At 70.2% G+C, this 12,180-nt stretch carries 11 protein-coding genes; 8 read left to right on the top strand and 3 right to left on the bottom strand.

What is annotated here, in order from left to right; translation table 11 throughout:
* Positions 1-136: 136 nt before the first annotated feature.
* The 3 genes from GY24_RS15510 to GY24_RS15500 all read right to left on the bottom strand — a co-directional run bounded on the left by GY24_RS15510 (position 137) and on the right by GY24_RS15500 (position 2,998).
* Positions 137-904, bottom strand: a complete 768-nt coding sequence (locus tag GY24_RS15510; RefSeq protein WP_104477304.1) for an alpha/beta fold hydrolase — start codon at positions 902-904, stop codon at positions 137-139.
* A complete protein-coding gene (locus GY24_RS15505; RefSeq protein ID WP_104477309.1) occupies positions 904-1,521 on the bottom strand; it encodes a YqaJ viral recombinase family protein in 618 nt (205 codons plus the stop codon). Before GY24_RS15505 ends, GY24_RS15510 begins: the two co-directional genes overlap by 1 nt.
* A 286-nt stretch (positions 1,522-1,807) precedes the next feature.
* Positions 1,808-2,998, bottom strand: coding sequence for an ROK family transcriptional regulator (locus GY24_RS15500; RefSeq protein WP_104477301.1), 1,191 nt, complete (start codon positions 2,996-2,998; stop codon positions 1,808-1,810).
* 115 nt (positions 2,999-3,113) lie between these two features.
* On the opposite strand from GY24_RS15500, the gene GY24_RS15495 reads away from it, so the two are divergent.
* The 8 genes from GY24_RS15495 to GY24_RS15460 all read left to right on the top strand — a co-directional run bounded on the left by GY24_RS15495 (position 3,114) and on the right by GY24_RS15460 (position 11,985).
* Positions 3,114-4,292 (top strand): Gfo/Idh/MocA family protein, encoded by a 1,179-nt coding sequence (locus GY24_RS15495; protein WP_104477299.1) that lies wholly within the window; start codon positions 3,114-3,116, stop codon positions 4,290-4,292.
* Positions 4,289-5,815, top strand: coding sequence for a sugar ABC transporter ATP-binding protein (locus GY24_RS15490; protein WP_202972968.1), 1,527 nt, complete (start codon positions 4,289-4,291; stop codon positions 5,813-5,815). The genes GY24_RS15495 and GY24_RS15490 overlap by 4 nt, the downstream gene beginning before the upstream one ends.
* Positions 5,812-6,972 (top strand): ABC transporter permease, encoded by a 1,161-nt coding sequence (locus GY24_RS15485; RefSeq protein ID WP_104477297.1) that lies wholly within the window; start codon positions 5,812-5,814, stop codon positions 6,970-6,972. The genes GY24_RS15490 and GY24_RS15485 overlap by 4 nt, the downstream gene beginning before the upstream one ends.
* Positions 6,969-8,069, top strand: a complete 1,101-nt coding sequence (locus GY24_RS15480) for an ABC transporter permease (protein ID WP_104477295.1) — start codon at positions 6,969-6,971, stop codon at positions 8,067-8,069. Before GY24_RS15485 ends, GY24_RS15480 begins: the two co-directional genes overlap by 4 nt.
* Positions 8,069-9,280, top strand: a complete 1,212-nt coding sequence (locus GY24_RS15475; RefSeq protein ID WP_083365177.1) for a substrate-binding domain-containing protein — start codon at positions 8,069-8,071, stop codon at positions 9,278-9,280. The genes GY24_RS15480 and GY24_RS15475 overlap by 1 nt, the downstream gene beginning before the upstream one ends.
* Positions 9,281-9,383: 103 nt before the next feature.
* The gene (locus GY24_RS15470; protein ID WP_104477293.1) at positions 9,384-10,253 is read left to right on the top strand and encodes a sugar phosphate isomerase/epimerase family protein; all 870 of its coding nucleotides are present in this window, start codon (positions 9,384-9,386) and stop codon (positions 10,251-10,253) included.
* Entirely contained in the window at positions 10,250-11,329 is a 1,080-nt protein-coding gene (locus tag GY24_RS15465; RefSeq protein WP_104477292.1) for a sugar phosphate isomerase/epimerase family protein, read from the top strand. Before GY24_RS15470 ends, GY24_RS15465 begins: the two co-directional genes overlap by 4 nt.
* Before the next feature lie 146 nt (positions 11,330-11,475).
* Entirely contained in the window at positions 11,476-11,985 is a 510-nt protein-coding gene (locus GY24_RS15460) for a VanZ family protein (RefSeq protein ID WP_104477290.1), read from the top strand.
* Positions 11,986-12,180 lie beyond the last annotated feature (195 nt).

Raw genomic sequence — 12,180 nt, 5'->3', positions numbered from 1 at the left:
GGTGCGTGTTGTTCACGATCGGCAACGGCCTGCTCTTCAGCGGGAAAAGCAGCTGAACCCCGACGAAACAAGCTGTTCGTGCGTTCCGCCCACGAAGAGCGCGGCCTTCCTGGTCAACTACATCGTGCGGCGCGGCTCAGCCGGCCGTGCGCAGCCATTCGGCGAGGCCTGCCCGCAGCGCGGCGGTCTGCGCGGGCTGCGAGTCGTCGCGGGCGGGCACGGTCAGCAGCTCGGCCCCGAGCCCCTCTGCCCACTCGGCGGCCACCTCCACCGGGTGCACCGGGTCGCGCGGCGCCGCGACCACGAGCGCCGGCACGCCGCGGGCAGACAGCGCCGCGAGCTCGGCGGTGTCGCGATAGGCGCGATTGCGGGGAATCTCGGTCAGCCGCACCGCCCGCGCCACGGCATCCGGGGCGGTGAACTGGCCGAGCAGGCCGCGCCCGCCGGCCGGGGAGGCGGCGGCGACCTCCTGGTAGAGCGAGCTCTCGCGGAAGGACTCGACCCCCTCCGCGGGGCCCAGGCGGGTGAGCAGCTCGGCAATCACCGGGAACGCGTGCAGGTTCGGGGGCAGCGCCTCGCTCGAGAACGCCGGCCGCACGAACACGGCCCGGCGCACCGGCAGCAGCTCGTCGAGGGCGATGCGCAGCGCGAGGGCGGCGCCCATCGAGATGCCGAGCAGGGTGACGGGCTCGCCCGGCGGCAGCGCGGCACGGGCGGATGCCGCGAGCTCTGCGGCCAGGGCGGGCAGTGTGAAGTCCGCCGCCGACCCGATCAACGGCGAGGCGCCGTGGGCGCGCACATCCAGCGCGACGACCGGCTCCGGGGAGTCGGCCAGCACCGGCCCGAACAGCTCGAGCGGCTGACGCCGGTCGGCGCCGAGCCCGTGCAGCAGGAGGGTGGCCATCAGGGCACGTAGAGGGCGCCGGGTCCGTAGAGCTCGCGCGCCTCGGCGGCCCGGGCGGCGCGGGCGGAGGCCGCGGCCTGCGCCTCCAGCTTGCGGGCGGTGCGGTCGCGCAGCTCGTCGACCAGCTGCCCGGCCAGGCCGATCAGCAGCGCGATCTGCTCGTCGTCGCGGTCCACCCAGCGCGAGAGCGGCTCCTCGCCGATCGGCACGAAGTTGTCGTGCTGCTCCCACACGACGAGGGTGCGCTCCGCGCCGAGCACGTACTGCTGCCACCACACCTGGCGCATGTACGGACGGGGGATGCTGCGCCACGCCTTGCTCGTGGTCTTGATCTCGGCCAGCTCGACCCGGCCGCCCGTGCGCACCGCGATGCCATCCGGCGTGGCCAGGTGCAGCCGCTCCTCTGCGGCGTGGAACAGGCTCGAGCTCGGCTCGATTCCGTGCTCGCGGCGCACCCACTCGGCGATCACGGGCTCGCGGGCCCGACCGTGGTTGGTCCAGGAGTTGCCGCTGAAGCTCGAGCCGTTGAGCTTCTCGTAGGCGGCCGACTGGATCGACCGCGGTGTCGAGAGCTTGGCGACATCCGTCGCCGTGATGCCCCGCGCCCTGGCGTACATCCAGGCGGCTCGGTCACCGGAATCGGCCACAATGCGCGTCAGGCAGGGGGCCGCGGATGCCGCGGGGGCCCCGCCGTGCAGTGAGCCAGCACCGTCAGAATCGGTGTCGAACAGGCCCAGCACAGCATCACTCACCCCCCTATTGTCTCTCGGCGCGCGCCGCTGTGTGCACCCGGCCGGAGATTCGGTCGGCTCGGCGGGTGGCCGGCCGATCGGGCCGGTGTGTCGGCGCGATCTCCGGCCGACGGCCGGGCCGGGGCCAGGCGGTGCGGCCGCCGGTCAGGGCTCAGGCGCGGGGCGAGAGGGCGTCGACGCCGGCCGGGGAGAGCGCGTGGTGGATGGCGAGCATGCTGGCGCCCAGCACTGCCGCGTTCTCGGCGGCCGAACTCTGCACGATGGACAGGTGCTCGGTGGCCAGCGGCATCGAGCGGGTGTAGACGATCTCGCGGACGCCGGCGATCAGGTGCTCGCCGGCGCGCGCCATCGAGCCGCCGATGGCGATCACGGAGGGGTTGATGAGGCTCACCGCGGCGGTGAGCACCTCGCCGATGTCGCGACCGGCCTGCCGCACGGCCTGGATCGCCTCGATGTTGCCGCGCTTGACCAGCTCGATGACGTCGCGGCTGGTGGCCACGTCGAGCCCGGCCTCGCGCAGCGCCTTGGCGATGGCCGGGCCGGATGCCAGGGCCTCCAGGCAGCCGCGATTGCCGCAGTGGCAGGGGATGCCGGCGCCGCGCGCCACCTGCACGTGCCCGATGTCACCCGCGATGCCCTGGGCGCCACGCTGCAACAGCCCGCCGGAGATGACGCCGGCGCCAATGCCCGTGGCCACCTTGACGAACATGAGGTGCTCGGTGTTGGGCCAGGCGAACGCGCGCTCGCCGAGGGCCATGATGTTCACGTCGTTGTCGACGAGCACCGGCACCTCGAGGTGTTGCTGCACCCAGCCGGGAACGTCGAAGCGGTCCCAGCCGGGCATGATCGGCGGGTTCACCGGCCGCCCGGTGGAATGCTGGACCGGGCCGGGCACGCCGACCCCGATGGCGATGAGGTCGTGGTGCGGCCGGCCGAGCTCGTCGAGCAGCTGCCGGGCGGCCGACACCATCCAGCCGAGCACAGCCTCTGGGCCGCTCGCGATGTCGATGTCCTCGTGCACCTCGCCGAGGATCACGCCCGCCAGGTCTGTCGCCGCCAGCGTCGCGTGGGTGGCGCCGAGGTCGGCGGCCAGCACGATGCGTGCCGAGGCGTTGAGCGCGAACTGCGAGGAGGGGCGGCCGCCGGTGGACGCCGCGTCGCCGACGGGGGAGATGAGCTCCAGCGCCATCAACGTCTCGACCCGGGCCGCGATGGTGGACCGGGCCAGCCCGGTGAGCGCGGCGAGTTCGGCGCGCGTACGGGGCTGCCCGTCGCGCAGCAGCTGGAAGAGCTCGCTGGCGCCGGAGCTCCCGAGCGCGGAACCGCGGTTTAAGTCGACCATGGGCACAGTAAATCACATCGGCTTACAGGAGTTGATAAAGGCGAAGCTGAATCGTGACAAACAACTTTTGATTTTTAACTAGCAAAAGTCGCGCAACGTGTGTCACACTCTCCCCATGACAAAGACCGTCATTGATTCTGCCGCCACTGCGGACGCGACGAGCCTGGCTCGTGCCGCGTTCGCCGAGGCCGCCGCTGGCCGCACCGGCGCACTCCGGGCCGGATTCATCGGCGCCGGCTTCATGGCCGCCGTGCACAGCCGGGCAGCCAGGGCCGCCCGTGCCACGCTCGCCGGGGCCGCGGCCTCCTCCAGCGCCAGCGCCGAACAGGCCGCGGCGCTGCTCGGGCTCGAGCGCTCCTACTCCTCGGTGAACGAGCTGCTCAGCGACGGCGACATCGACGTCGTGCACATCTGCACCCCCAACACCACGCACGCCCCGTTCGCGCTGGCGGCGCTGGACGCGGGCAAGCACGTCATCTGTGAGAAGCCGCTGGCGACCTCGGTCGGCGACGCGGCCGAGCTGGCCCGCCGGGCCGAGGCCAGCGGCCTCAGCGCGACGGTGCCGTTCGTCTACCGCTTCCACCCGATGGTGCGCGAGGCCCGCGCCCGCGTGCTGAGCGGCGAGACCGGCCGGCTGCTCAGCCTGACCGGCGGATACCTGCAGGACTGGCTGGCCGAGCCGCTCTCGGACGACTGGCGGGTGAACGCCGAGCTCGGCGGCCCGTCCCGGGCGTTCGCCGACATCGGCTCCCACCTCGTCGACCTGCTGGAGTTCGTGACCGGCGATCGGATCGCCCGGTTGAACGCCACGACGCGCACCGTCTACGGCGAGCGCTCGAACAATCGCGACATCGCCACCGAAGACCTCGTCGCACTCGTCGTCGAGATGCGCGGCGGAGCCGTCGGCACGCTGCTCATCTCGCAGGTGGCGCTCGGGCGCAAGAACAGCCTCGTCCTGGAGCTCTCCGGCACAGAGGAGAGCATCCGCTTCGATCAGGAGCGGCCGGACGAGCTCTGGCTCGGCCGCCGATCCGGCTTCCGCCACCTGGTGCGCGATCCCGGCCTGCTGTCGCCGGACGCGGCCAGGCTCAGCGTCGTGCCCGCCGGGCATCCGATGGGCTATCAAGACGCCTTCAACGCCTTCGTCGCCGACAGCTATGCGGCTGCCGTCGCGCCGGACGGGGCGCGACCGGAGGGCCTGCCGACCTTCGCGGACGGCCTGCGCGCCGTGCGTGTGACCGCCGCCGTGCTGGAGTCCGCGGCATCCGGCCGCTGGGTGGAGGTCACCGAATGAGCGAGCAGACCCCCATGGCCCCCGTGCCCATCCTCACCGCCACCGGCCTGAGCAAGAGCTTCTTCGGCGTGACGGTGCTGCACGACGTCGGCATCGAGCTGATGCCCGGCCAGGTGCACGGCCTCGTCGGCGAGAACGGCGCCGGCAAGTCGACCTTCATGAAGATCCTGGCCGGAGTCTACGAGCGGGACGCCGGTGTCGTCACACTCGGCGGCGAGCCGGTGGTGTTCGGCCACCCGGTGCAGGCGATGAAGGCCGGGCTGGCCACGGTGTTCCAGGAGTTCAACCTGCTGCCGGACCGCAGCGTCGCCCAGAATGTGTACCTCGGCCGCGAGCCCCGCCGGGCCGGTTTCGTCAGCCAGCGCGCCATGGTGCGGCAGACCCAGGCGCTGCTCGACGAGCTCGGCATCGACTTCATCGACCCGACCGCCCGCGTCGGCTCGCTCACCGTGGCCGAACAGCAGATCGTCGAGATCGCCAAGGCGCTCAGCTATGACGCCCGGGTGATCTCGATGGACGAGCCGACGGCGGCGCTGGCCGATCACGAGGTCGCGCTGTTGTACGGCATCATCCGCCGGCTGCAGGCGCGCGGCGTCGCCATCCTCTACGTCAGCCACCGGCTCAAGGAGATCTTCGAGCTCTGCGACAGCATCACGGTGCTCAAGGACGGGGCGCTCGTCAGCAGCGGCCCCGCCGCAGAGCTCGACACGAACGAGCTGGTGCGCCGCATGGTCGGCCGCTCGATCGAGACATTCTTCCCCGGCCCTGTGGGGGGAACCACGGTCGGGGAGCTCCGCTTGGCGGTCAGCGACGGCGGCAACGCCTTCGTCGACGGCATCGACCTCGAGCTGCGCGCCGGCGAAATCGTCGGGGTGTCCGGGCTGCAGGGCAGCGGGCGCACCGAGCTCGTCGAGGCGATCTTCGGGGCGGCGCCCTTCAACCGGGGAACCATCACGCTGGACGGCTCGCCGGTGCGCATCGGCAGCCCGCGGGCCGCCGTCAAGCACGGCGTCGCCCTCATCACCGAAGACCGCAAGGCCCAGGGCCTCGCGCTCGGCCAGTCGGTCCTCGACAATGCGCTGCTGGTGATACGCGGCGTCTTCGCCCGGCGCACCGCGGCCGTGCGCAAGGAGATCCCCGGCGTGCTCAGCTCGCTCGAGATCAGCTCGCAGGGCCTCGGCCAGGAGGTGCAGTTCCTCTCCGGCGGCAACCAGCAGAAGGTGGTGCTCGCCAAATGGCTGGCCACCAAGCCGAGGGTCGTGCTGCTCGACGAGCCGACCCGCGGCATCGATGTCGGCGCGAAGATCGCCGTCTACCAGCTGATGCGTCAGCTCGCCCGGGAGGGGGTCGCGATCCTGATGATCTCGTCCGAGCTGCCGGAGGTGATCGGCATGTCCGACCGCATCCTCGTCATGCACGACGGCCGCATCGTCGCCGAGCTGCCCGCGGGCTCCACCGAGGAGCAGGTGCTCTCGGCGGCAACGGGGGCCGCGGCATCCGCACACGAAGGGACACGGGCATGAACGCGGTCTCCGCACGGCGCCGCTCGGGGCGTCGCCTCGACTCCACGGTGATCGTCTACCTAGCGCTGATCGGTGTGATCGTGATCGGGGCGATCCTCGTCGCCACCGTCGGGCGCAGCTTCTTCAGCGCCGGCAACATCCGCGACATCCTGACCGGCATGAGCGTGCTCGGCTTCGTGGCCATCGGGCAGACCCTGGTGATCCTCTGCGGCTCGCTCGACCTCTCCGTCCCCTACGTGATCAGCCTCTCCAGCCTGCTCGCCGCCGACATCATGAAGGGCAACCCGGCCAACATCGCCGCAGCGGTCGCCGTCGCCCTCGGCGTCGCGGCGCTGATCGGCCTGGCCAACGGCCTGATCGTCACCAAGCTCAAGGTGCACGGCTTCATCGCGACCCTCGGCATGGGGCTCATCATCAAGGGCTACCTCGACACCAACTACAAGGGCACCAGCGGCAGCGTGCCCTGGGAGTTCCAGCTGATCGGCGCGACCGGCATCGGGCCCGTGCCGGTGTCGACCGTCATCATGCTCGCCGTCGCGCTGTTGGCCGCGCTCTTCCTCAACCGGACCAGGGTCGGCAACCACATCTACGCCGTCGGCGGCAACGAACAGGTCGCCAGGCTCAGCGGCATCCGCACGGCCAACCCGGTGATCCTCGCCCACGTGCTCTGCTCGGTGGCGGCCGCCATGGCCGGTCTGCTGCTGGCCAGCCGTCTCGGCGTCGGGAGCCCGACCGTCGGCACCCAGGGCGGCTACGACCTGCTCTCGATCGCCGCGGTCGTGCTCGGCGGCACCCTGCTCGCCGGCGGGCGGGGCTCGATCTGGGGCACCATCGGCGGCGTCGCGATCTTCGCGGTGCTCGACAACGTGATGAGCGTGCTGCAGGTGAACCCGTTCATGAAGGACGTCGTGCGCGGCATCGTCATCGTCGCGGCCGTCGCCGTCTACACCGGGCGCCAGGTGGAGCGCCGGCGGGCACGTTTCGGCCCCGGCGGATCGGCCACGGAGAGGGAGGGCGATGCGGGCCCGGATGCGCAGGCGCCCGCCCCGGCATCCGCCTCGACCCAGCCCGACTCGGCCCAGCCCGAATCGACCCAGCAGAGCGCGGCCCAGCACAACTCGGCCCAGCTCGACACGAACGTGGGAGACCGGTCATGAACGCCGTGAAGACCTTGGTGAGCCCGCGCGGCGCCGTCTTTCTGCTGCTGATCGTGCTGCTCGTGGCGATCACCATCCGCAACCCGGGCTTCGCCGAGCCCGACCAGCTGATGCGCTTCATCCAGCGCGTCGCCCCCGTCGCGATCGTGGCCATCGGCCAGTACTTCGTGATCGTCGGCGGCGAGTTCGACCTGTCCATGGGGTCGCTCGTGACGGCGCAGGTCGTGATCGCCGGCAACCTGATCGGCCAGGACGAGAGCCGTTCGATCCCCGTGCTCATCTTCATGTTCGTCTTCGGCGCCGTCATCGGACTGATCAACGGCGTGATCGTCTCGTTCCTGAAGGTGCCGTCGTTCATCGTGACGCTCGGCATGATGCTCGCGCTGCTCGGAGCCGTGTTCTATTGGACGGGCGGCGCGGCGACGGGCAACCCGGCCGACTCCTTCCGCCAGATCGGGCGCGGCGGCATCCGCGACGTGCCCGTGCTCGAGTTCATCCCCTGGTCGGTGCTCATCCTGGCCGTCGTGCTCGGCCTCGCCGTGTGGTTCATGAAGCGCCCGTTCGGCCGCACCATCATCGCCCTCGGCGACAACCCGACCGTCGCGAAGTACGCCGGAGCGCGCAGCTGGTGGGTCAAGACGAGCACCTTCATCCTCTCCTCGCTCTCGGCGACGGTTGCCGGCATCCTGCTGGTCGGCTACGCCGGCGTGCACCCCTCGGTCGGCCGGGGCTACGAGTTCATTGCCATCACCGCCGTCGTGCTCGGCGGGGTGGTGCTCGGCGGTGGGCGCGGGTGGGTCGTGGCCGCGGCCGCCGGAGCCTTCGCGCTGGAGGCCCTGTTCACGCTGTTGAACTTCTACGACGTCCCGTCGACGTGGCGCGATGCCATCCAGGGCGTCATCATCATCGCGGCCGTGGCCTACTCGGCCACGACCGTCCGTTCGCGCCGCCGCGCGCGGCCGGCACAAGCTTCCCCCACACCGGAGAAGGAGGAGCGCCCGATGGAGGGCGCGACTCGCACTGCAACTCACACCCCTCTGAACGCTGGTTCAGCGCACCCCGAGGGCGACAAGACACACAACCAAGGAGGTTTGTGATGCGACGAATGCACGTAGTGTCCGCCATGGTCGGAGCTTTTGCGCTGCTGACCCTGGCCGGCTGCACGACCGACCCGGGCGTGACCGCCCCGACCGAGACCACCGGCAGCGAAGAGACTGCCGCGCCATCGGTGGAGTGGTTCGACCAGGCGCTCTTTGACAAGCAGGACGCCGAGCGCTCCGTCGTGCCAGAGGGGCCGGACGGCAAGCCGTACCTGCAGTACATCAATGCAGAGATGGTCGACACCAGCCAGTACAAGGCGGAAGGGGCCAAGAAGGGCTGCTTCGCGAACGCCTCGATCTCCAACCCCTGGCGCCAGACCGGCTGGATCACCATGAACGAGCAGCTGAAGGCGCTGCAGGAATCCGGTGCGATCAGCGAGCTCGAGACCCGTGACGCGCAGGACAGCGACGACACGCAGATCGCCGACATCGACTACTTCATCAACGAGGGCAACTGCGACTTCTTCGTCATCTCGCCGAACAGCACGGCGGCCATGACCCCGGCTGTCGAGCGGGCCTGCGACACCGGCCTGCCAGTGATCGTCTTCGACCGCGGCGTGCAGACCGACTGCCCCGTCACGTTCATCCACCCGATCGGTGGATTCGCGTGGGGCATCGACACCGCCGAGTTCCTGATCGACAACCTCCAGGAGGGTGACAAGGTCGTGGCCCTGCGCATCCTGCCGGGCGTCGACGTGCTCGAGCAGCGCTGGGCAGCGGCCGAGAAGCTCTTCGATGAGGCCGGCATCGAGGCCGTCGACTACTTCACAGGTGCCGACCCGGTCGAGATCAAGAAGATCATCTCCGATGAGCTCGCCAAGGGTGACGTCAAGGGCATCTGGATGGACGCCGGTGACGGCGCCGTCGCCGCCATCGAGGCCTTCGAGGACGCCGGAGTGGACTACCCGGTCATGACCGGTGAAGACGAGATGAGCTTCCTGCGCAAGTGGAAGGAAACCGGTCTGACCGGCCTCGCCCCCGTCTACTCCAACTTCCAGTGGCGGACGCCGCTGCTCGCCGCCCAGATGATCTTCGCCGGCGAGCAGGTTCCCCAGGAGTGGGTGCTGCCGCAGAGCCCGATCACGGCCGAAGAGGTTGACCAGTACCTCGCAGCCAACGACGGCATGCCCGACGGTCACTACGCCAAGTTCGGCGGAGAAGACCTGCCCGGCTACCCGACGATCTGGCAGGAACGCCAGATTCCGTAAGGAGCCTGACCAGCGGTGGGCCTGTCGAAACCTCTACGGTGGTTTCGACAGGCTCATCTGGTTCTCCCCGGTGACGCCGTCACCACGACTGCAAGGAGGCAGTATGAGACGCACGCTCGGCGTGAACACGTGGGTGTGGACGAGCCCGCTCACCGACTCCACCCTCGAGACGCTCGCTGCCAAGGCCGCGGCCCTCGGTTTCGGCGCGATCGAGCTGCCGGTCGAGACGCCGGGGGACTGGTCGCCGGAGCGCGCTCGCGACGTGCTGGCCGAGCACCGCCTGCTGCCGATCGTGGTTGGCGCGATGGGCCCCGGCCGCAACCTGGTCGCCGCCCCGGCGAGCGAGATCGTCGCCACCCAGAACTACCTCGTGCACTGCATCGACGTGGCCGAGCGCATCGGCTCACGCATCGTCGCCGGCCCGTTCTACGCGGCAACCGGGCGCACCTGGCGCATGTCGGATGCCGACAGGGCTGCGCACCACGAGGAGCTGCGCGCCGCGCTGGCGCCCGTCGTGAACCGGGCCGAGCGTGGCGGCATCCGCCTGGCCGTTGAACCCCTCAACCGCTATGAGACGAGCCTCATCAACACCGTCGAGCAAGCGCTCGCCGCTCTCGGCCCGCTGCTCGGCCGCGGCCTGGGGCTCGCGCTGGACAGCTACCACCTCAACATCGAGGAGAAGAGCATCGGCGACGCCATCCGCCGGGCCGGCCGGCACCTCGCCTATGTGCAGGTCTGCGGCAACGACCGTGGCGCCGTCGGCGACGACCACATCGACTGGGTGGCGTTCCTGGACGCGCTCGACGACGTCGAGTACCGCGGTCCGCTCGGCCTGGAGAGCTTCACCGGCGACAACGCCACCATCGCCGTCGCGGCCTCCGTCTGGCGGCCCCTCGCCGAGAGCCAGGACGCGCTCGCCGCAGACTCCTTCGCCTACCTAACCGCCTTGCAGAACGAGAGGGAACACCGATGACCGAGCAGCACGCGCCACAGGAGCCGACCCCGCCGGGTGCGCAGACCCCGTCGGTTGAGCCTGTCGAAACCCCGACGCATCCGGTCACGCTCTTCACCGGGCAGTGGGCCGACCTCCCGTTCGAGGAGGTGGCGCGGCTGGCGGCCGAGTGGGGCTACGACGGGCTGGAGATCGCGGCATCCGGCGACCACCTCGACCTCAAGCGCGCCGACGAGGACGACGCGTACCTGCGCTCGCGGCTGGAGACCCTCGACCGGCACGGCCTGAGCGTCTACGCCATCTCCAACCACCTCACCGGGCAGGCCGTCTGCGACGACCCGATCGACTTTCGCCACCAGGCCATCGTGCGCGACTACACCTGGGGCGACGGCGACGCGGAGGGGGTCCGGCAGCGCGCGGCCGACGACATGAAGCGGGCGGCGCGGGTGGCGCGCAAGCTCGGCGTCGACACCGTCGTCGGGTTCACCGGCTCCAAGATCTGGCCGTACGTCGCCATGTTCCCGCCCGTGCCGGCCAGCGTCATCGACGCCGGCTTCGAGGACTTCGCCACCCGCTGGCACCCCATCCTCGACGTCTTCGACGACGAGGGCGTGCGTTTCGCCCACGAGGTGCACCCGAGCGAGATCGCCTACGACTACTGGTCGAGCGTGCGCACCCTCGATGCCATCGGGCACCGCCCCGCGTTCGGGTTCAACTGGGACCCCAGCCACATGATGTGGCAGAACATCGACCCCGTCGGCTTCATCTGGGACTTCCAGGACCGGATCTACCACGTCGACTGCAAGGACACGCGGATGCGGCCGCAGAACGGCCGGGCCGGGGTGCTCGGCTCGCACCTGCCGTGGGGCGACCCGCGCCGCGGCTGGGACTTCGTGTCGACCGGCCACGGCGATGTGCCGTGGGAGGACGCCTTCCGGGCGCTCAACGCGGTCGGCTACACCGGTCCGATCTCGGTCGAGTGGGAGGACGCGGGCATGGACCGCCTGCACGGTGGCCCGCAGGCACTCGCCTACATTCGCTCGCTGCTCTGGAAACAGCCGGCGACGAGCTTCGATGCGGCCTTCTCCACGCAGTAGCGCCGGCGGCATTGGCGGCATTGGCGGCGTTGGCGGCATCGGCGGGCGCGGCCGACGCGCGGGCCGCGCCCACCGATGCGCGAAACTCCCAGCGCGTCACCTACGCTGGCTCTTTCACGTGACCGGTAACCGAGGGGCGCCAGCGAATGAGCCAACAGCCACCACCGAGCCATGCCCGCCGCAACGCCTCCCTGTTGCTGCTTCTGGCCTATATCGGCGTCGTTGCCGCCATGACGCTCTCACCGACCCCGCTTGACCAGGGCTTCGAATCCGCGATCGACAAGTTTCTCGGCGTGCTGCACCGCAACGGCGTGCCTGAGTGGTTCGGGTACAACAAGCTGGAGTTCACGGCGAACATCCTCATGTTCGTGCCACTCGGCTTCCTGCTCGGTCTGGCACTTCCCGCCCGCATCTGGTGGGTCGCCGTTCTGGTCTCGCCGGCGCTCTCCGTGGCCATTGAGCTCACCCAGGCTGGTCTGCTCACCGCACGCTTCGCCACGATGAGCGATGTCTTCGCCAACACCATCGGTGGCCTGATCGGCACGCTGCTGGCGATCATCCTGCGCGCCATCGTGAACGCCCGCGACGAGAAGGTGATCGCCCGAGCCCTCTGGCAAGCGCAGCATCAGACCGCTCTGCCAGTCCGCAGCCGATAGCGGGCGAGGCGAGCACCACGTTGCTCGCGCGCCTCAGCAGGCGATGGTGTCGATGCTGATCCGCCCTCCACGTCGGGGCGTCCGGTCGGGGTCCACGCTGGCCGGAGGGATGAACCACGGCACGTTGTCGATGATTTCCACCTGCCAGCCGTTGTCGTGTATTCGGTGGTGGCAGCCGCTGCAGAGCAGGATCCC

It is taken from the genome of Microterricola pindariensis (genome assembly GCF_002936985.1).
Classification (GTDB): domain Bacteria; phylum Actinomycetota; class Actinomycetes; order Actinomycetales; family Microbacteriaceae; genus Microterricola; species Microterricola pindariensis.
Note: the sequence above shows the minus strand (reverse complement) of the source record. Positions and strands in the feature narration are given on the sequence as shown.